Source organism: Kocuria carniphila, from assembly GCF_004136555.1.
Classification (GTDB): Bacteria; Actinomycetota; Actinomycetes; order Actinomycetales; family Micrococcaceae; genus Kocuria; species Kocuria carniphila.
Genome location: NZ_NOIT01000008.1, coordinates 72,508 through 92,481, shown reverse-complemented (window position 1 = coordinate 92,481; position 19,974 = coordinate 72,508). Strand labels below are relative to the sequence as shown.

Here is a 19,974-nt window from a genome sequence, read left to right as displayed (position 1 = left end):
TCCCTCATGAGTCGTCTCATGAGGGAGGTGCGCACGCCCCACCAACGGTGGCATACGTGCATTCGGTGGATTCGGTGAGTCGGCGGCGAGCCTGAGCCTGGATCCGCCGAGCCGGTTTCTGGAGCGGATTGAGCGGTGCTCGTGGATGGCCTGACTGTCGGTGCTGACGGGGGGCGCGCGGTACCTGCCGGTCTGCCCGGCTTTTCCACTTTCGGTCCCTTCTCGTCGGGACAGGGCTTGCTGGTCAGGTGGCGGCTGTCAGTTGGCCGCTGGCGGTCTCGAAGAGCTCATCCCAGGCCTGCTGCCAGGGCCAGTTGCGCGGTAGGTGCAGCAGCCAGGTGCGGGCACGGTTGGCGATGCGGGCTGGGACGGCGATGAGCTGAGCGCGGATGGTGGCCATGCGGGCTTTGGCGTGGAAGCGCGAGGCCAGCACCCCGGCTGCGCGGGTGAGGTTGAAGGCGATCGCTGCCAGGACGGTCCAGGCGCTGTTGGCGGTGAACACTGCCGAGGGCATGTGGGCCAGCGGACCGTTCTTCAGGTCGGCGATGACCTGCTCGATGATGGCGTGGTCACGGTGAGCGGCCTCTGCCTGGAGCATCGACAGCGGGGAGTCGGTGAACACGGCGTGATGACGGTAGACGTTGAACATCTCGCCCTGGCCCTGGGGCACCGACCGCGGGTTGAGTCGCTTGACGCGGCGCACGATCAGCCGGGCGCTGGTGTGGTCGTCCTTCTTACGAGAGGTGAAGGCGGTGTAGTGGATCTCGGCCACGTCGGCGTCGGAGACCCAGCGCTGCTCGTCCTCGTCCCAGATGGCCTCGGGGTACTTGATTCCCACCCACGCCTCCTCGGGGATGCGGGAGATGGCGGCGACCACGGCCGCGTCCATGCGCGCGGTGATGGAGAAGTGCGCGCCACCGCGGCGGACCGCGGCTACGACATCGTGTTGGTAGAAGGCGCTGTCGGCGCGCACCGTGACCATGCCCCCGGCCCCTGCCCTGCGAGCCGCGGCCAGGGCCTCGGCGATCATCTTGCCCGCCCCGCGCGGTGACTTCACCGAGCCCTTGCGCAGCCGGATGCCGGCGATCACCGGCGCCGCCGTGGGCGTCGACAACGTGGCCACCAGCGCGTTGAGGCCCTTGACGCCGCTGTAGCCGTATCCCGCGCCCTGCTTGGCGTAGCCGTGAGTCTCGCGGATCGTGTCGTCGAGATCGACGTAGGCCATCTCATCGACGCCGGACACCAGCGCAGGCACCCGAGCGGCCAGCGCGGCCAGCAGCCGAGAAGCGATCGCGTCCAGTTGGCGAACGTGCCCGAACTTATAGCCGCGCAGGTGCGTGCCCAGCGTCGTGGGAGCCCGCAACTCGCTGAACGCCCGGCCCATCCCGCCGTGGCGGACCAGGTCCATGTCGCTGATGCTGTCGGCCCCGGCCACCATCCCGCCGACCAGCGCACCGACCTTCACCTGCGCGTTCGCACCGGCGCTGCCGGCCAGGGTGATGTGCGCATCGACCAGGTCCGACAGCCCCGCCGACTCGGCCAGCAGCATCACCGGCACCAGCCCACCGGCAGCGATCAGATTGTCATCATCGAACTCAGCGGAGAAGCTGTGGGAAACTCGCACTACCGATGCTCCTGTAACTCAGCGGTCTGGGACTCTCAGCAAGTCCATTCTCGCTGGTCACAGGAGCATTCGGCTCTCACGACCCGCCCCTCAGCCCGATCCGGCCGGCGGATCCAGGTTCAATGACGGCGACCGCGACCACCCGTACCTTTAGCCGTCGGAATTCGATCCTCCTGGCGCGACCCGTGATCGACGTATCGATGCGTCTCGGATGCATCCTGACGGTACCGGGCTATCGGGGTGTGGCGACGTGTTCGAGTGCATCAATGTCGAGGATGGAGACGTCTCGGCGTCCGTGGAGTTCGATGATGCCGGAGGTGGAGAGCGCGGCGAGGCGTCGGCTCAGGGTTTCGGGCGTGGTTCCGAGGTAGGCGGCGATGTCTTGTTTCGCCATCGGCAGCCTCACCGTGGGTACGCCTGCTCGCATGCTGCCGGGCAGATCTAGCAGGTAGGCCGCCACGCGGGCGTTGACGTCGCTGGAGGTGACGGCGCCCAGCAGTCGCTCGACTGAGGTGAGCCGGTCGGAGAGTGTCCGCAGCATCCGCTGACTGATGTCGGGGTAGTCGCGGAGCAGGGCCGAGAGGTCGGCGTGGTCGAAGACGCACATCCGACTGTCTTCTAGCGCGACGACGAGGTCGACCGGGCGGTGGCCCGTCAGGAAGGCCCGTTCTCCCACGACATCACCGTCTGTCACCGTTCGCAGAATCTGTTCCTGACCATTGGCCGCCGTGTGGCTGACCTTGAGCTGTCCGCTGTGCATCACCAGCAGACGCGACACCGACTGTCCGGGGGAACAAACAATATCCCCCTTGTGGACGCACACCGGGCGAACGAAGTCGGCGACGTGCAGCTGCTCCTGGCGCGTCAGTCCTTGGAAGATCGGTACGCGAGCTACGCACAGGTCATCCTCAGACATGCCTCAAGCCTACCGGAATCGGCGCGGGCGCCACCGTCCCAGATGCCCCAGGGGGCGCCTCGTACGGTGCCGTCCGGACTTGACCTGGGTCAAGGAGTTCGCAGTGGCGCGAACCTATCGTGAAGGTGTCAATACGGAACACCACCAAGAAAGGGATTCTCACAATGACTACCTCCACCGCCACCCACACCCTTTTGAGGGCCGAGGGATTCTCCTGCCCGTCCTGCGTGGCGAAGATCGAAAAGCAGGTCGGCCGCCTCAAGGGTGTCGAGAACGTGAAGGTCCATTTCGCCTCATCCCGCATCGAGATCGACCACGACGCCGAGCGCGTCTCCGTGGATGACCTCGTGACTGCCGTGGCGAAGGCCGGCTATAAGGCCACTCCTTCAGCCTTCTGAGGCACGCGGGCCCCTGTGGGGTCGCACATTTTTCGCTCATACCCGATCTGCCGGTCCGCTGGCACTCATCGCAGAAAGGTCGTACCCGAAAGTGAACAGGCTCCAGAAATGGGTCTATGGGAACTGGTCGGTCCCCGTCGTGTCCGGCGTACTCATCATCATCTCCTTCGCCGTTCAACGGCTGGCCGAGGGTGCGGCCAACCTCACCATCAGCCCCCAGTGGTGGCTCGATGCCGGCGCCCACGCCACCCATGCCACCGCGGTCTTCACCCTCGCGGATGCCTTCATGGTCGCCGCCGCCGTGGTCGCCGGCTACGGGATCGTGATCAAGGCGGTTCGCGCGCTGATCGCCAAGGTCATCGGCATCGACCTGCTGGTGTCGGTGGCGGCCATCGGCGCGGTCATCATCGGCAACTTCTGGGAGGCCGCGGCGGTCACGTTCCTATTCGCCATCGGACACGCTCTGGAAGCGGCGACCCTGAACAAGACCCGCTCGGCCCTGGCCGAGCTGGTCGCCGTCGCCCCGGATTCCGCCGTCGTTGTGCGCGATGGTGAACAACAGGAGATCCCTGCCGGACAGGTGAGAATGGGCGAGATCGTCCTGGTCAAGAACGGCTCGAAGGTCCCCGTGGACGGCCAGGTCGTCTCCGGCTCCGGCGCCATCGATGAGGCCTCCATCACCGGCGAATCGATCCCGGTGGAGAAATCCAAAGGTGACCAGGTGTTCGCCGGCACTGTCTCCCGCGGCGGCTTCCTGCAAGTGCTGGCCACCGGCATCGGCGCGGATACCACCCTGGCCCGCATCATCCACCGGGTGGAGGAGGCCCAGGACGCCAAGGCCCGCACCCAGGCCTTCATGGACCGCTTCTCCCGCTGGTACACCCCCGCCGTCATGGCGCTGGCACTGGCGGCCGGACTGATCGCTGGTGATGTGGTCCTGGCGTTGACCCTGCTGGTCATCGGCTGCCCCGGCGCCCTGGTGATCTCCATTCCGGTCGCGATCGTGGCAGGCATCGGCCGGGCTGCCCGTAATGGCATCCTGATCAAGGGCGGCGAGTTCCTGGAGACCTCGGCCAAGATCTCGGCGGTCGCCGTGGACAAGACCGGCACCCTCACCGAGGGCCAACCTGTCCTGACCGATGTCGTGGTCCTGGATTCCGCACGGGACCGTGCCGACGTGCTGCGCTGGGCCGCGGCCGCCGAGGCCGGGTCGGAGCACCCGCTGGCCCGTCCCATCCTTCAGACGGCGCGCGATGAGGGGGTGGCCCCCGATGGGGTCCCCGGCACCGTCACCCCGGTCCCCGGTAAGGGCATCGCGTCCGACGTTGCCGGCCAACGGGTGCTCATCGGCAACCCGCCGCTGCTGGACCAGTACGGCGTTCCCGACGACGGCAGCGCCGCTCGGGCGGCGGAAACTCTGGCCTCCGATGGAAAGACGCCGATGATCGTGGCCGTCGACAACCAGGTGATCGGCGTCGTCGCCGTCGCCGACCAAATCCGCCAGGATGCCCCCGAGATGGTCGCCCGGCTCCACCGAGCCGGGGTCGAGAAGGTTGTCATGCTCACCGGTGACACCCGACTGGTGGCCGAGGCCGTCGGGAAGGGCACCGGGATCGACGAGATCCACGCCTCTCTGCTCCCCGAAGACAAGCTGGACGTGGTCGCACAGTTGCAACGCCAGGGCCACACGATTGCCATGGTCGGGGACGGCGTCAACGACGCCCCAGCTTTGGCCACCGCGAACATCGGCGTGGCGATGGGCGCGGCCGGTTCGGCCGTGGCCGTGGAGACGGCGGACATCGCCCTGATGGGTGACAACCTGCTCAAACTGCCGGAGGCCATCGGTCTAGCCAAGCGGACTGTGTCCGTGATGCGGCAGAACATCGCGATCGCCCTGATCACCGTGGTGCTGCTGCTGGCCGGTGTTTTCGCCGGCGGGGTGACCATGTCCGTCGGCATGCTCGTCCACGAAGCCTCCGTACTGGTCGTCATCATCAACGCAATGCGACTGCTACGGAAGACCCGCGGTTCGACCACGACGCCACCGGCCGAGAGGACCACGGAGAAAGGGGCACAGCAGGTAACCGCCTGACATCCAAATCCGCACCGGGGCCCTGGGGCCCGCACGCCTCCGGGTCATCCCGAGGACGCGATAAGCACGAAAACTCAGACAGCGACATAGAGACAGCCATACAGGAAGCAGAGGAGATCAGCCATGACCGAGAAGAGCTTCACCCTTGGAGACAACGTCGAGCACTTCACCATCGCGGACGTCGCGAGGGACAACCCGGACTTCCGGAAGGTGCTGTGGACCGGCGAACACGCCCAGATCGTCGTCATGACCATCCCGCCCGGTGGCGAGATCGGGGACGAGGTCCACGAACACACCGACCAGATCCTGACCTTTGTCTCCGGTACCGGCGAGGCGGACCTCAACGGCCACACCCACCCCATCGAGGCAGGCGACCAGTGCGCGGTTCCTGCCGGCGCCCAGCACAACTTCCGCAACACCGGCGAGGAGTCGCTGGTGCTCTACACCGTTTACAGCCCGCCGGAACACGCTATCGGTGTCGCCTTCGCCACAAAGGGCGAAGCCGACGCTGCCGAGGCCGCCGGCCGAGACGAACCACCGCGGCACTGAACAACACCGTCCTGGCGAACCCACTGCGACGCCAAATCCAACCACTGAGAGAGAGTCCATCCCATGTCCAAGGTCTACGTGTTCAACGACTACGGCGGGCCCGAGACCCAGGAGCTGATCGACCGGTCTGTTCCAGTTCCCGGGACCGCAGAGCTGGCCATCGAGGTACGGGCCGCCGGAGTGAACCCCGCCGACTGGAAGATCCGCGAGGGCCAGCTGGGCCATCACTGGAGCCTGCCGGCGCCGATGGGACGTGAGGCCGCCGGCGTGGTCACCCAGCTCGGCGACGGGATCGATGACTTCGCCGTGGGCGACGAAGTGCTCGGGCTGGTGGCACCCGGGCACGGTGGGCTGGCCGAGCACACAGTGTTGCGCGCGTCCACGACCGTGGCCAAGCCCGAGGAGATCTCCTTCACCGACGCCGCCACCATCCCGGTAGCCGCGGCCACGGCCTATGACGCCACCCACCAGATCGAACTCGAAGCGGGCCAGACCCTGCTGCTATTGGGCGCTGGCGGTGGGGTGGGACTGATGGCCGCACAGATCGGCCGGGTGCACGAGTTCAGGGTCATCGGTGTGGCCAGCGCAGCCAAGCGGGGCCTGGTCCAGTCCACCGGTGCCATCTTCGTCGAATCCGGTCCGAACCTGCCCGAACGGGTGCGCGAGATCGCCCCCGACGGGGCAGATCTGATTGTCGACCTCGTCGGTGGGGACGCGCTGCGCGCCGTCGCGGACCTGGTGCCCGACCGGACCCGGATCATCTCAGCGGCTGATCCGGACACCGCCGCCGAGCTGGGCGGCCTGGCCCTGGCACGCACGAATGAGGCTATGGGGAAGATCACCGAGGTGATCCAATACGGGCTCGTCGATCCGCACGTGGACGCCCAGTTCGGCCTGGATGAAGCAGGCCAGGCGATTGCCGCAGTCGAAACCGGACATGCCGCCGGAAAGATCGTCGTAGTGCCCTGAGGCGAGCCCACCGAGGCCGGACGGGGCGCGGTGAGCACGCGTTTTTCATTCGGGGCGGGCACGCTCCACTGCATTGCTCCTGAACAGGGGCTCAGCTCGACGTGCCCGGATGAGCCGAGAGGGTGGGGAGGGTCCCGATGTCGATCGTACCGCGATATGTGCTGGAGACGCGCGCTCCGCAGCCGCGTGCGGGTGCATGTGTCGGCATCGGTGCGGTCACCGCTGGCGGCGTTGCTTCCATCACCTTCGCCACGGTCGCACTCGCTGCTGTACTGCTCTGTGGATGCAGCCAGCAAGGCGCACGTCTGCTGAACGTGCATGGACCGGGCGACGCCTCGGCTCCGGGTCATCCACAGACCGTCGCAACGACTGAGCCTGGATACGCCGAGCGGGTCTTTGGAGTGCATTGAGGGGTGCTCGGGGAGGAGATTGTCGGTCGGTGCTCGTGAAGGGCGTGCGTGATCTGCCGGTCTGCCCGGCCTTTCCACTTTCGCTTTCCTTCTCGTCGGGACAGGGCGGTTGGTCAAGCCGCCGCTGGTAGTGGGGCGCTGGCGGCGTCGAAGAGCGCGGCCCAGGCTTGCTGCCAGGGCCAGTTCCTGGGCATGTGCATCAGCCAGGAGCGGGCGCGGTTGGCGATGCGGGCGGGCACGTTGATGAGCTGGGCGCGGATCGTGGCGGTGCGGGCCTTGGCGTGGAACCTCGAGGCGAGCACTCCGGCGGCGCGGGTGAGGTTGAAGGCGATGGCGGCCAGCACCGCCCAGGCGCTGTTCGCGGTGAACACCCCCGAGGGGCAGTGGGCCAGCGGCCCGTCCTTCAGGTCGGAGATGACCTGTTCGATGATGGCGTGGTCGCGGTGCGCGGACTCCGCGGCGAGCATCGACAGCGGGGAGTCGGTGAAGATCGCGTGGTGGCGGTAGGCGGCCAGCAGCTCGCCCTGCTCGGCGGTGGCCGAGGCTGGGTTCAGTCGCTTGACCCGGCGCACGATGAGCCGGGCAGCCACGTGGTCGGCCTTCTTGCGGGAGGTGAAGGCGGTGTAGGGGATCTCGGCGACCTGCGCGTCGGAGATCCACCGCTGCTCGTCCTCGTCCCAGATCGCCTCGGGATACTTGATCCCCACCCACTCCTGCTCCCCGATGCGGGAGATCGCGGCGACCACGCCGGCGTCCATCCGGGCGGTGATGGAAAAGTGCGCCTTGCCGCGGCGGACCGCGGCGATGACGTCGTGCTGGTAGAACGCGCTGTCGGCGCGCACCGTGATCAGCCCGCCCGCTCCGGCTCTGCGGGCCGCGGCCATAGCGCCTGGGCGATCATCTTGCCCGCACCGCGCGGGGACTTCACCGAGCCTCGACGCAGCCGCATCCCGGCGATCACCGGCGCCGCCGTGGGCGTGGACAGCGTGGAGACCAGCGCGTTGAGTCCCTTGACGCCGCTGTAGCCATAACCCGCGCCCTGCTTGGCATACCCGTGGGTCTGGCGGATCGTGTCGTCGATGTCCAGGTAGGCCACCTCATCGGCCCCACCCACCAGTCCCGGCACTCGTGCCGCCAGCGCGGTCAGCAGCCGGGAAGCGATCGCGTCTAGCTGGCGCACGTGGCCGAACCTGTACCCGCGCAGGTGAGTGCCCAGCGTCGTGGGCGCCCGGTGCTCGGTGAACGCCCGGCCCATGCCGCCGTGGCGAAGCAGGTCCATGTCGCTGATGCTGTCCGCGCCGGCGACCATCCCGGCCACCAGCGCCGCGACCTTCACCGGCGCGTTCGCGCCGGCGCTGCCGGCGACGGTGACGTACTCCTGGACCAGATCCGACAGACCGGCAGATTCGGCCAGCAGCATCACCGGTACCAACCCGCCGGTGGCGATCAGGTTGTCGTCATCGAACTCGGCGGAGAAGTTGTGGGAAACTCGCACTACCGGTGCTCCTGTTGCTCAGCGCGTTTGGGACTCTCGACAAGTCCATTCTCGCTGGTCACAGGAGCATTCGGCTCTCACGACCCGCCACCCACAAGGACCTGACCGGCGGATCCAGGCTGATAGGGGGCTACCGCGCGCACGGCCTTGGGTTTGGGCCGTAGTCGTTCCTCTAACCATGCTGGGGCGATCGGTAGCACGGCGGGCCAGTGAACCGGAATGTAAACCCCCGCGGTCCGCTTGGTGCCCTCAGTCAAACGCGTGCCGGGGGCGACGACGTAACCACCCTGGGCGCGTACATCGACTTGCCACGCGAGCAGGCTGGCGCTGATCCCGATTTCGCCGGAGCGGGCTTGGAAATACAGGTGCGCTCCGCCTGATGGGGTCAGCACGGAGAGGCACTCGGCCCACGGCGTTGGGCCTCGGTCGCAGTGTTCCCACAGCAACGCGAGCGCGTCCTCCCCGTTGGTCACACCGGGCACATTCCACGGCGCCGGTGGTGCGCTGGGCTTGTTGTCGCAATCGACGACGAGCAACCCAGACGCGCCGGTTGCGATGCCCACCCCGGCGCCCTCGGGCCAGTTGAGCAGTTTGGCGGGGTCGGTGGTTGCGTCCTTGTATCCTCGCGAGCCGGGATAGGGGGTTTTCTTGCCCGGTTCCAACGGGAACAGGTGCCAGCCTCGGGCGGCCATGAGTAGGCGCTGTTGGGCGGGGTTGTGGCCCATGAAACCGGCCCCACCCCGGTCGTTTTGGGCGGTAGACTGTTGATACATCACTGGTTCTGCTTTCACTGGTGTTTTGTCCGCGTGTGGGGCGCGGGCTGGTTTGGTTGATAGAGCGGCGCAGGTTCCTACGGGTCTCCTGCGCCGCTCTTTCTGTTTGCGGTGCAGCGGGTCCGGGTCACGCGGCCGAGCCGGTCTGAGTTCGCGTGTTCTCGTCGAGCCACGCTTGAACGTCGGACTCGCGGTAGAGGACACGGCGCCCGGCCTTGGTGAAAGCCGGTCCCCTGCCTTGGAATCGCAGTTGCGCGAGGTTGCCTACCGTGGTGTGGAGGTACTCGGCCAGTTCCACGGGGGTCAGCAGCTTGTCAGTCATTGGTTTCAACCTTTCAGGGTTATAAATTTCTGCGTGTCTCACAGAATGGACTGTAATTCTGCCTCCTGTCAAGTGACTAGATTTCCTGTACCCTGAGGCCATGGATCAACCCGAACCGATGCGTGCCGTGATTGGCCGGAACGTTCAACAACTGCGCAAGGCGCAGGGCATGACTGCGGAGGAACTCGGCCGGCGAGCGCGTAAGCGCGGCCTGAATTGGGCCACCTCGCGGGTGTCGGACCTTGAGAACGGGCGCAAACCCGTCAGCCTCGCCGAGATGCTGGTACTGGCCCAGGTGCTCAATGACGGGCCAAGGGTGACGCTGGCGGATCTGCTCGCCGGCGCGGATTCCGTGGAGGTCACAGACACGTTCCACATACCTGGGGATGATCTTCACCGTGCGTTGTCCGGTGGGCAGGTAAACATCTACCCGAATGGTAAGAATCGTCATGACGCGCGGGAACGCCATTTCGCGCGATTGGAGCACGTCAATCAGGCGTTCGATTACCTCGGGCTTGATGATTGGGAGCTACTAGAGCGCGGTAGCGAGGCAACCACCGGAGCAGCCGAGGACAAGGCCGCGAAATCACTCGACGTCCCCCGGCTGGTGGTCGACCTCGCAGCGCAATCATTGTGGGGCCAATCGCTGACGGAACGGCGTGACTCACTCGTGAGCGCGGATAGCACACCTCAAGCTCGGGGCCACGTCACCCGCTCGCTTATTGCCGAACTCGGCAAATACATCAAGGATCGTCATGGCGACGATTGAGGCGTACGAAACGAGATCCGGCCGGCGATACCGGGTGCGCTACCGGACACCGGACCGCCGGCAAACAGACAAGCGCGGATTCACCACGAAACGTGACGCCGAACGGTTCGCGCGCACCGTGGAAGTCTCGAAAGATCGCGGCGAGTACATCGACCCGGCAGACTCACGGGTGACCGTCGGCGAGCTCGGCACGGTCTGGATAAACAACCGGACCAACCTCAAGCCGTCCACGTTCCGCACCACCGAGTCAGCGTGGAGGATTCACGTTGAACCGCGCTGGGGTCAAACCCTGGTGTCCGCGGTGCGGTTCTCCGACGTCGAGACGTGGGTGAGTGAGCTATCTGCGGGCAAATCGGCCACAACGGTGCTGCGTGCCCACGGTGTGCTGTTGTCGATCCTCGCCGGTGCTGTGCGTGACCGGCGGATCTTGTCGAACCCGGCCGAGGGCGTCCCACTGCCACGAAAACGCCGCAAGGAACACATCTACCTCTCGCACGAGCAGCTCCACTCTCTCGCGGACGCTGCAGGGGTCCACCGGACGTTGATTCTCGTGCTCGGGTACACCGGGCTGCGGTGGGGCGAAATGGCCGGTCTACGTGTGAAGGACGCGGACCTTACCCGGCGCCGGCTGCACGTGGAACGCAACGCCGTGGAGGTCGGTTCCCGTGTGGAGGTCGGCACCCCGAAAAGTCACAAACGCCGCTCGGTGCCGCTACCCGCGTTCATGATCCCATTGGTGGCCCAACAAGCAGCAGGGAAAGGCCTGGATGAGATCCTGTTTCCGAGCAGCACGGGCGGTTTCATCAAACGGCCCAGCTTGAAAGGCCCAGCAGCGACCGCGCTCACGAGCAACAAACACTCATGGTTCACGTCCGCGCTCAAACGCGCCGAGCTGGACTACATGACGTTGCACGATCTGCGGCACACCGCGGCGTCTCTCGCGGTCTCGGCCGGGGCGAACGTGAAAGCGGTTCAACGCATGTTGGGCCACGCTTCTGCGGCCATGACGTTGGACGTGTACGCGGACCTATTCGACGACGATTTGGACGCCGTGGGTGCGGCTCTCGATCAGGCTGTTTCAGCCTCAGGTGTGGGCAAAATGTGGGCAGACGCAGCCTAGGTGGGCATGAAAAAGGCCCGTAAACCCCGGTATTCCGGCGATCTACGGGCCTTTCAGTGCGTGCGCCCTGTGGGGCTCGAACCCACGACCCATGGATTAAAAGTCCACTGCTCTACCAACTGAGCTAAAGGCGCGTGCCCCGCAACGGCGAACCGGAAACGGAGCACCGCTACTCTACCGCAGGCTCAGCACTTTTCCACTTTCGGCACCCACCGCACGAAGCACTGACTGACGCCCCTGCTCGGTTCGATCGTCATCCGCGACGGCGCGGTTCGCGGCGTGGCTAACCTGGGCACGTGGAGAACATGTGGTGGTTCGCGGCGGGCCTGCTGGCCATGACTCTGTTGGCGATTCTGATACAACGGCAGGCCGGTGTCAGGCTCGGGGTCCAGCCACTCGTGGCGGTGATCCGGGCCGCCGTGCAACTGGCGGTAATCGCCCTGATCCTGCGCGGAGTACTGGCCCTGCCGTGGCTGGTTCTGGCGTTCGTCCTACTGATGCTCTCCACCGCGTCGTGGACCTCGTTCACCAGGTTGAAGGGGATCCCGGACGCAAGGAAAGCCGTGGTCACCGGCATCTTCGTGGGAGCGCTGATCACGATCGGTTTGATCTTCGGTATGCGCCTGGTCGAGTGGGAAGTGGCCAACGTGGTGGCGGTGGCCGGCATCGTGATCGGCAATACGATGAGCGCGGCAACCCTGACCGGACGGAACTTCGAACGCTCCACGGTGGCTCGTCGCGGGGAGATCGAGGCCTGGTTGTCATTGGGTGCCACCTCTCGAATCGCTTACCAGGCCGTAGCTCAGGAATCGATGAAGGAATCCCTGATCCCCAACATCGACCAGACCCGCGCGACCGGTTTGGTCACTCTTCCCGGCGCATTTGTGGGAGCCTTGTTGGGAGGCGCATCCCCCACTCAAGCGGCCATGCTGCAACTGGTGGTGCTCGTGGGGATTCTGCTGACCCAATCCATCTGTTCGTCCGTGGTGATCCGTGTGCTGTCCGGTTCGCCCGTGGTCCCGCAAGAGGTACGTACTTCATGAGCACCGTTCCCAAAACTAAGCTGGGTCCCTCCGTCATCACCGAGTACCTGCAACGGGTGGTGGAGGACCTTCGAGAGGTTGAGGGCGGGGCCGTCAAGGACTCCATTCCCGCGCTGGCCAATGCCGATCCCCATCCGATCGGGATCGCAGTGGCCACCGTGGACGGCGCCATTTATCAGGCCGGTGACTCCAAGCAGGAATTCTGCATTCAGTCGATCTCCAAGGCCTTCACCTATGCACAGGCACTCACGGACCGCGGCATGGACGGGGTGTTCGAGAAGATCGATGTGGAGCCCAGCGGTGACGCGTTCAATGAGATCTCCCTCCAGCCTGAAACGGGCCGTCCGGCGAACCCCATGATCAACGCCGGCGCGATCGCGGCAACGTCCCTGGTCAAGAACACCGCCCACGGCACCCGGCGTGAGCGCATCCTGCGTCTGTATTCCCGGTTGGCCGGTCGCCAACTGCGCATCAACAAGACCATCCACGCTCAGGAACACCGCTCCGGGGATCGCAACCGCGCGCTCGGCTGGTTGTTGTCCTCCCGCGACATCATCGAGGGGGACCCCACCGATGCGCTGGAGGACTACTTCGCGCAGTGTTCGGTCATGCTCAACTGTGTCGACCTCGCACGGATGGGTGCCACGCTCGCGGCAGGCGGCGTCAATCCCCTGTCGGGTGAACGCGTGCTCGACACCCAGGTGGTCTCCGACGTGTTGTCCGTGATGTACACGTGCGGCATGTACGACGACGCCGGCCGCTGGGCCTTGAAGGTCGGGTTGCCCGCCAAATCCGGCGTGGCCGGCGGGATCATCGCGGTACTGCCCGGGCAGTTGGCCGTAGCCGTGTTCTCACCCCCACTGGATCAGCACGGCAACTCCGTGCGTGGCGTTGCAGCGTGCGAACGCCTGACCCAGGACCTGGACCTGCACTTCGCCCGCACCGAACGCAACGGGCACTCCACGGTGCGTTCGGAGTACTACCTCTCCGAGGCGCCGTCGTTGATGCGCCGCAACGATGCGGCCAACGAGGTCCTCGAGGAACACGGCGAGGACGTGCGGATCGTCGAGCTCCAGGGTGACTTGCGCTTCGCCGGTGCCGAAACTGCGATTCGGACCATCCGCGAGGCCGCGCGGGAGTGCACCTACGTCCTAGTTGACATCAGGCAGGTCGATGACCTGGCCCGATACGTCATGCCACTTCTGGGACGCACCTCCGAACAGCTGGAGAACGCGCAACGCCACCTGGCGATCATTGCCGAAAAGGGATCTGAGCACACCCAGGACCTGGATCACCCGGTCACGGTGTTTCCCACCCGTGCCGAGGCCCTGACCTGGGCCGAGGACCGGATTCTCGAGAAGTTCGGCGGCCCGGAGTGCATGCCGGACAAGGTCCATTCCACGGATTCGGACCTGCTCAGCTCGCTCTCCGACGACGACGTCGCAGAAATCCGCTCCAAGACCACTCGCGTGGAATGGCCGGCCGGCACCACGGTGCTCCGGGCCGGCCAGCGTTTCGAGGGCGTGTACATGGTGGTCTCCGGCAACGTGGAGATCACCCGCCGCTCCCCCACGGGTGAACGGGTCGAGTTGGAGGTCCTCGGTCCGGGTAAGAGTTTCGGTGAGGTGGCCCTGGGCACGGATTCCCGTCACATGGTCAGCTTCACGACCCTCACGGACGTGATCGCCCGCAAGCTGCCCCCGGAGGCCGTGGACGAGATCGAAAAAACACACCCCGAACTCGCGCTGCGTTGGTGGCGCGCCGTCTCCACTCACGCGATGCGCCGCATCGAGGAACGCTGGCGGCAACAGGCCGGGGAAACCCACACCGCCGACTGATCACGGGCGTAGGCTGGAGCGCATGAATGAACCGCGCCAGCACCATTCACCCGTGAAGTTCTCGCCAGAGCAGTTCGACGCCCACGAGGGCGGAACGGATCCTGCGCGGGTCTCGGAGGCCGCGCACCTCGCCGCTCACGCGTTGGTGTCCCGGGGCCGTGAGGCGGATGATCCAGAGGTTCATCAGCGCTTGGTTCAGCTCACCGACGAGCAGGGACTGGAAGGCATCGCCGAGCTCTGGGCGCAGGCACCGGCGGTCTCGCTTCCCGGGGCCCTGTGGCGGTTGTACGCACTGCGCGCGGCCGCCCGCACGGACCCGCACCGCATGGGCCGCTGGTTCGCGGCGGGCAAGGGCACGGCACAGGTCTCGGATGTGGTGGCCGGGGTGGCGGGCCTTCCCGGGGCCGAGGAAATTTGCCAGGTCGCGGACACCATTTTGTCCGGTGCGTTCAACGGCGATTTCGACGTCGCTCTGGAGCGGTTCGCGGCCTTCTGTCGCGTCATTGCGCTGGGCCAGGAACGCACCCAGGACATCCCGAGCCTTGCCGTCCGACACGCGGACCAGCGGATTCCGAGGCTGTCCCGCACGGCCAACGAACTGGACGCCGCAGCGAAGGCCTGGCGAATCGGGGCATTGGATTAGCCCCCCGCGCAGGGTTTAGCATGGACACCAGGTGTCGGGCCGTGGCAGCCCCGGGCTCCATCATTTAGCCGCTACGAGCGGCCTTCCGCCGAGAGGCGCTCCCGGTCCGGCACCCCTTCTTCCCGGTACGTTCTGACCGGCGATCCTTGGGCCCGACATTGGGCCAGTCATGTCTCCGTGCGTCCGTTCTGTTCACCTACTACGGGTACAGTGAGGGCGAAAATTCACTTGCATGACACATAAAGGATGGGCGCACGCATGGCCTTTCGGATCTTCCCCGAAGACGAACGGGTGATTGAACTTCTGGTTCACATGTCCCAGTGCGTCACCACATGCGTAGACCTGTTGGCCGAACACATCAGCGCCACCGACGAGCGCCGCCAAGAAACGTTGCAAGCCCTCCTGGACGCCGAGGACGAGTGCTCCAACCTGTACTTCTCCCTGATGACCACGACCCGCTCTTCGTACGTGGTACCCATCCCCCGCCAGGACCTGTACATCCTGGGCCAGTGGATCCTGAAGTCCGTGGAAGCCTTGGTGGCGTGCGCCGAGACCCAGGAGCTTTATCAGATCGGGCGCCCCACCTCCTACGCCACGGAACAGCTGAACATCATCCGGCTGATGGCCGAGATGACCACGAAAGCCATGGGCCGGCTGGCCACCCTGGACGAACTCGACGATTACTGGTTCGAGATGATCCGCCTGTCGCGCCAGTCCGAACGAACCCACCGCACCTACCGTGCGGCGCTGCTGGACAAGCACAAGGCACCCCATGCGCTACGCCGCATGGACGCCGCCGGAAGCATCCTGGACGCGGCCCGCGCACTGTCACACGTGTCCGCCGAGGTCGGCCGAGTACTCGTCGCGGAATCCTGATAGCCCATGGCAGAAATCCTTCTGGTCGTCGGCCTTGTGCTGGCCGTCGCTTTCACTGTCGTCAACGGCTTTCACGACGCCTCCAACGCGAACGCCCTACCCGTCCGATTCAATGCCCTCACCCCGCGGGTAGCCGTATGCATAGGCGCCGTGTTCAACCTGGCCGGCGCGCTGACCGTTGGTCTGGTCCTCACGCAGTTGATCCCGTTCGACATTCCCATCCCCATCAGCATGGTGGGAACGGTCGTCATTATTTGCACCCTGATCACCGCGGTGGCCTGGGACCTGCTCACCTGGTGGTGGGCCATGCCGTCCTCGTCCACCGCAGCCATGAGCGGTGGCGTGATCGGCGCACTGGTGGGTGCCCACGCCGTCGGATTGGTCCAGGACCTGGCCGTCGACAGTTTCACGATCTGGCGGCTTGCTCTGCCGATCGTCGTGGCGCCTGCCATCGCCTTCGTTCTGGCGCAGCTGCTGGTCTTCCTGGCCGTATACCTGGTTCGACATGAAGCACCCGGGGTGGTGAAGAGCCGTTCCGCCGTGGTCCAGGCAACCGGGGCGGCCGCCATCCACTTCGGCCACGGTATCCAGCACGGCCGCCGGGCCATCTGGATTTTCGTGGTCCTGCTCATGTGCTACGGAACGTTCATCCCCATCTCTCACATCCCGTGGTGGGTCCCGCTGCTCGTGGGAGTGTGCCTCGGTGCGGGCACCTTGCTGGGCGGTTGGCGGATTGCCTACACCCTCTCCTCCCGTGTCGTGAACCTGGACCCCCTCCGCGGTGCCGTGGCCCAAACGGTTGCGGGCACGCTGCTCTTCGTCGGTGGTTTCCTGGTCCCGCTACCCATGTCCACGTCCCAGACCAGCACTGCCGCAATCCTCGGCGCGGGTTCCGGTCAGCGCTTCCGAACCGTCTACCACCGCACCCTGGTCCAGGTGCTCCTGACCTGGGCCGGTACGGTCCCGGCCTGCGCCTTGGTGTCCATCATCTTGTTCCTGGCCGCCTCGCCGCTTCTGCAGCTGGCTTCTTAGCCAACGACGCCGCCGCGTTCGCCGGACCCAGCGTGGGGAACCGGCGCGCGCGGCGGCGTCGTCGTGAGTCAGGAGGCGCGAGAAACGCTACCGATCAGCCGAAGCGGCCGGAGACGTAGTCCTCGGTCTCCTTCTTCTGCGGGTTGTTGAAGATCTCCGTGGTGGGGGCGTACTCGATGAGCTTGCCGGGCTTGCCGGTGCCCTCGATGTTGAAGAACGCGGTGCGGTCTGACACGCGCGATGCCTGCTGCATGTTGTGCGTCACGATCACCACGGTGTAATCCGTCTTGAGCTCGTTGATGAGGTCCTCGATGGCCAGAGTGGAGATGGGGTCCAGCGCGGAGCAGGGCTCATCCATGAGGATCACGTTCGGCTTCACGGCAATGGCGCGCGCAATGCACAGACGCTGCTGCTGCCCACCGGACAGACCCGAGCCCGGCTTGTTCAGACGGTCCTTGACCTCGTTCCAGAGGTTGGCACCGCGCAGCGAGGATTCGACCAGCTCATCCGCGGCCTTGGAAGAGATGCGCTTGTTGTTGAGCTTCACACCCGCCAGCACGTTGTCGCGAATGGACATGGTGGGGAACGGGTTGGGGCGCTGGAAGACCATACCGATCATGGAACGCACCGTGACCGGGTCCACGCCCTTGCCGTACAGGTCGTCACCGTCAAGCAGCACCTTCCCCTTGGCGTACGCGCCGGGGATGACCTCGTGCATGCGGTTGAGCGTGCGCAGGAAGGTGGACTTACCGCAACCGGAGGGGCCGATGAATGCGGTCACGGACCGCGCTTCAATGTTGATGTTGACGTCCTCGACGGCCAGGAAGTCGCCGTAGTAAACGTTCAGGTCTTCAACGTCGATTCGTTTCGACATGGTGTGGATTCCTTAGGACTCGTGACTCGATGGATGCTTAGCGGCCGGCCGTCTTAGGCGCGAAGGCCTTGGCGATCAGTCGGGCAAGAAGGTTGAGCAGCATCACGATCGCGATCAGGATCAGTGCCGCGGCCCAGGCACGCTGCAGTGAGGGGTCGGGGTTGGTGGGCGAGGTGGGTGTCATGATCTGGTAGTAAATGTACGTGGGCAGCGTGGTCATCCAGCCGGAGAACGAGTTCCAGTTGATGGCCGTTGCAAAGCCCGCGGTTACCAGCAGCGGAGCGGTCTCACCGATCACGCGGGCAATAGCCAGCGTAACGCCGGAGGCGATACCGGAGATCGCGGTGGGGATGACCACCTTGAGGATGGTGCGCCACTTCCGCACACCCAGCGCGTAGGAGGCCTCGCGCAGTTCGTTGGGAACGATGCGCAGCATTTCCTCGGTGTTCTTCACGACCGTGGGGATCATGAGCACGGTCAAGGCGACCGCGGCCACGAAACCGGTACGGGTGGACGGACCGAAGATCATGCCGAACAACGCCGCGGCAAACAGACCGGCCACGATGGAGGGGACACCGGTCATGACGTCCACGAAGAACGTAATGGCCTTACCCAACCAACCGTTGTTGGAGTACTCCACCAGGTAGATCGCGGTCAGCAGGCCAATGGGCACGGACATCAGCGTGGCCCAGAAGGTGATGGACACTGTACCCACGATCGCGTGGTAGGCACCGCCCACGACATCTCCGGGAGCTTCCGCGAAGTTGTCCTGCGCGCCGGTCACACCGTTCATGGACGTGAGCAGAAGGTTGGACGTCAGGCCGGGGATACCGTTGGCCAGCACCGTGTAGATCACCGAGATCAGCGGGATCACGGCCAGGATGAACGCGGTGTAGACCAGGAAGGTCATGAGTGAGTCGGAACCGGCGCGCGAACCCTCGATCGCGCCGATCAACAGCGGGCCCACGATCAGGAACACGAGGGCGGCGAAGATCGCCCAGGTGGCAATGTTGAAGCCGATGAGCGCGGAAATCGCGGCACCCACCACAATGGCACCCACACCGATCACGGGGATGAGCCACTTGGGGCGCTGACCGCGAGTCAGTCGAGACTCGCGCACGGGAGAAGTACCGGGCTTAGTCGTAGTCGTTGACATCAGTTAGCTCCCGAGAATTCCTTGTAGCGGGCAATGATGGCGCGAGCGATCATGTTCACCACCAGGGTGATCAGGAACAGCACCAGACCAGCGGCAATCAGCTCGGACAACCGCAGACCGTAAGCCTCCGGGAAGTTCAGGGCGATTTCGGCGGCGATCGTCTGGTTACCGGACTTGATCAGCGAAGCGATCATGGGGCCCGAGGACAAAACCAGGGCCACGGCCATGGTCTCGCCCAGTGCTCGACCCAGGGCCAACATCACGGAAGAGATGATGCCCGGTCGTGCGAAGGGCAGCACCGACATCCGGATCATTTCCCAGCGAGTGGCACCCAACGCCAGGGCTGCTTCTTCGTGCAGCTTGGGCGTCTGGGTGAAGATCTCCCGGGACATGGACGTGATGATGGGGAGGATCATGATGGCCAGCACCACGCCGGCGGTCATCATGGTCTTACCGGTTTGGGACGCGGGGCCGGCGAAGATCGGGATGAAGCCGAGGTTCTCGGCCAGCCAGTTGTAGAACGGCACCAGCGCCGGAGCCAGCACCGTGGCACCCCATGCGCCGTAGATCACGGAGGGAATGGCCGCCAGCAGGTCGATCACGTATCCGACCGACTTGGAGATTCGGGCGGGTGCGTAGTGGGAGATGTAGAGGGCCACCAGGATGCCGATGGGCGTGGCGATCAGCAGCGCAATGATGGCTGCGATCAACGTGCCGAGCACGAGGGGCCAAATGTATGAGAAGAATCCTTCTCCGCCGGTGATCTCGTCGGCCGGAGCCGCGAACGTGGGCAGCGCCTGCAACAGCAGGAACAGTGCCACGGCCGCGAGCACGGCGAAGATCAAGATGCCCGCTGCGAGACTCAATCCTGAGAAAATTGAGTCACCCGCGCGACCGGCCGCGGAGTTCTTGGTCCCCGGCTTCTGTGCGCTCGCTGTGGTGGACATGTACAGAGTCCCTTCAGATCATGGTCAGTTCGCGTGCCTGGGCAACCTACCATCCATTGTCAGGACGGAAGAGACCCGGGCGTTCGGCGCACAGACGGCGTCGACGCGATACCCGCGCCGACGCCGTT

Annotated in this window: 18 protein-coding genes, 1 tRNA gene and 1 pseudogene; 11 read left to right on the top strand and 9 right to left on the bottom strand. The window is 65.3% G+C overall.

Annotated features, from left to right (window positions below; all coding sequences use genetic code 11):
* Positions 1–244 precede the first annotated feature (244 nt).
* On the bottom strand, positions 245–1,624 hold the full coding sequence (locus tag EWV37_RS07375) for an IS1380 family transposase (protein WP_095797264.1): 1,380 nt from the start codon (positions 1,622–1,624) through the stop codon (positions 245–247).
* Between the two features lie 232 nt (positions 1,625–1,856).
* Complete coding sequence (locus EWV37_RS07370) at positions 1,857–2,540, bottom strand: Crp/Fnr family transcriptional regulator (protein ID WP_005053946.1); 684 nt, start codon at positions 2,538–2,540, stop codon at positions 1,857–1,859.
* 164 nt (positions 2,541–2,704) lie between these two features.
* On the opposite strand from EWV37_RS07370, the gene EWV37_RS07365 reads away from it, so the two are divergent.
* From EWV37_RS07365 to EWV37_RS07350, 4 genes are all read left to right on the top strand, one after another.
* Complete coding sequence (locus EWV37_RS07365; protein ID WP_005053944.1) at positions 2,705–2,938, top strand: heavy-metal-associated domain-containing protein; 234 nt, start codon at positions 2,705–2,707, stop codon at positions 2,936–2,938.
* A gap of 91 nt (positions 2,939–3,029) precedes the next feature.
* The gene (locus tag EWV37_RS07360) at positions 3,030–5,030 is read left to right on the top strand and encodes a heavy metal translocating P-type ATPase (RefSeq protein WP_129700770.1); all 2,001 of its coding nucleotides are present in this window, start codon (positions 3,030–3,032) and stop codon (positions 5,028–5,030) included.
* Positions 5,031–5,153: 123 nt separating this feature from the next.
* The gene (locus EWV37_RS07355; RefSeq protein WP_005053940.1) at positions 5,154–5,579 is read left to right on the top strand and encodes a cupin domain-containing protein; all 426 of its coding nucleotides are present in this window, start codon (positions 5,154–5,156) and stop codon (positions 5,577–5,579) included.
* Between the two features lie 63 nt (positions 5,580–5,642).
* Entirely contained in the window at positions 5,643–6,548 is a 906-nt protein-coding gene (locus EWV37_RS07350) for an NADP-dependent oxidoreductase (RefSeq protein WP_005053937.1), read from the top strand.
* A gap of 523 nt (positions 6,549–7,071) precedes the next feature.
* Here the strand turns inward: EWV37_RS07350 and EWV37_RS07345 are convergent.
* The 3 genes and pseudogenes from EWV37_RS07345 to EWV37_RS07335 all read right to left on the bottom strand — a co-directional run bounded on the left by EWV37_RS07345 (position 7,072) and on the right by EWV37_RS07335 (position 9,548).
* A pseudogene (locus EWV37_RS07345) lies at positions 7,072–8,453 on the bottom strand (IS1380 family transposase).
* 77 nt (positions 8,454–8,530) lie between these two features.
* Positions 8,531–9,178: a bifunctional DNA primase/polymerase gene (locus EWV37_RS07340; protein WP_165189315.1), complete on the bottom strand. Its 648-nt coding sequence runs from the start codon at positions 9,176–9,178 to the stop codon at positions 8,531–8,533.
* Positions 9,179–9,353: 175 nt separating this feature from the next.
* Entirely contained in the window at positions 9,354–9,548 is a 195-nt protein-coding gene (locus tag EWV37_RS07335; RefSeq protein WP_129700766.1) for a helix-turn-helix transcriptional regulator, read from the bottom strand.
* A 100-nt stretch (positions 9,549–9,648) separates the two neighbouring features.
* Between EWV37_RS07335 and EWV37_RS07330 the strand changes: the two genes are divergently transcribed.
* Together EWV37_RS07330 and EWV37_RS07325 are read left to right on the top strand one after the other, a co-directional pair.
* Positions 9,649–10,317, top strand: coding sequence for a helix-turn-helix domain-containing protein (locus EWV37_RS07330; protein ID WP_129700764.1), 669 nt, complete (start codon positions 9,649–9,651; stop codon positions 10,315–10,317).
* A complete protein-coding gene (locus EWV37_RS07325; RefSeq protein ID WP_129700762.1) occupies positions 10,304–11,437 on the top strand; it encodes a tyrosine-type recombinase/integrase in 1,134 nt (377 codons plus the stop codon). Before EWV37_RS07330 ends, EWV37_RS07325 begins: the two co-directional genes overlap by 14 nt.
* 61 nt (positions 11,438–11,498) lie before the next feature.
* Here the strand turns inward: EWV37_RS07325 and EWV37_RS07320 are convergent.
* Positions 11,499–11,571: transfer RNA gene (locus EWV37_RS07320), tRNA-Lys, on the bottom strand.
* A 171-nt stretch (positions 11,572–11,742) separates the two neighbouring features.
* Here EWV37_RS07320 and EWV37_RS07315 point away from each other — a divergent pair.
* From EWV37_RS07315 to EWV37_RS07295, 5 genes are all read left to right on the top strand, one after another.
* Complete coding sequence (locus tag EWV37_RS07315; RefSeq protein WP_095797723.1) at positions 11,743–12,480, top strand: ABC transporter permease; 738 nt, start codon at positions 11,743–11,745, stop codon at positions 12,478–12,480.
* Positions 12,477–14,318, top strand: coding sequence for a glutaminase A (gene glsA, locus EWV37_RS07310; protein ID WP_095797722.1), 1,842 nt, complete (start codon positions 12,477–12,479; stop codon positions 14,316–14,318). The genes EWV37_RS07315 and glsA overlap by 4 nt, the downstream gene beginning before the upstream one ends.
* 22 nt (positions 14,319–14,340) lie before the next feature.
* A complete protein-coding gene (locus EWV37_RS07305; protein WP_095797721.1) occupies positions 14,341–14,961 on the top strand; it encodes a hypothetical protein in 621 nt (206 codons plus the stop codon).
* Positions 14,962–15,219: 258 nt separating this feature from the next.
* Complete coding sequence (locus EWV37_RS07300) at positions 15,220–15,837, top strand: DUF47 domain-containing protein (RefSeq protein ID WP_095797720.1); 618 nt, start codon at positions 15,220–15,222, stop codon at positions 15,835–15,837.
* A gap of 6 nt (positions 15,838–15,843) precedes the next feature.
* The gene (locus tag EWV37_RS07295) at positions 15,844–16,869 is read left to right on the top strand and encodes an inorganic phosphate transporter (protein ID WP_129700760.1); all 1,026 of its coding nucleotides are present in this window, start codon (positions 15,844–15,846) and stop codon (positions 16,867–16,869) included.
* 94 nt (positions 16,870–16,963) lie between these two features.
* Here the strand turns inward: EWV37_RS07295 and pstB are convergent, their stop codons facing one another.
* From pstB to pstC, 3 genes are read right to left on the bottom strand one after another with little or no spacing between them, the layout of a single operon-like run.
* Positions 16,964–17,743 carry a phosphate ABC transporter ATP-binding protein PstB gene (pstB, locus tag EWV37_RS07290; RefSeq protein WP_129700758.1) on the bottom strand — a complete coding sequence of 260 codons (780 nt, stop codon included), beginning with the start codon at positions 17,741–17,743 and terminating at the stop codon, positions 16,964–16,966.
* Positions 17,744–17,780: 37 nt separating this feature from the next.
* Entirely contained in the window at positions 17,781–18,899 is a 1,119-nt protein-coding gene (gene pstA, locus EWV37_RS07285; protein WP_129700756.1) for a phosphate ABC transporter permease PstA, read from the bottom strand.
* Positions 18,899–19,846 (bottom strand): phosphate ABC transporter permease subunit PstC, encoded by a 948-nt coding sequence (gene pstC / locus EWV37_RS07280; RefSeq protein ID WP_095797716.1) that lies wholly within the window; start codon positions 19,844–19,846, stop codon positions 18,899–18,901. Before pstC ends, pstA begins: the two co-directional genes overlap by 1 nt.
* Positions 19,847–19,974 lie beyond the last annotated feature (128 nt).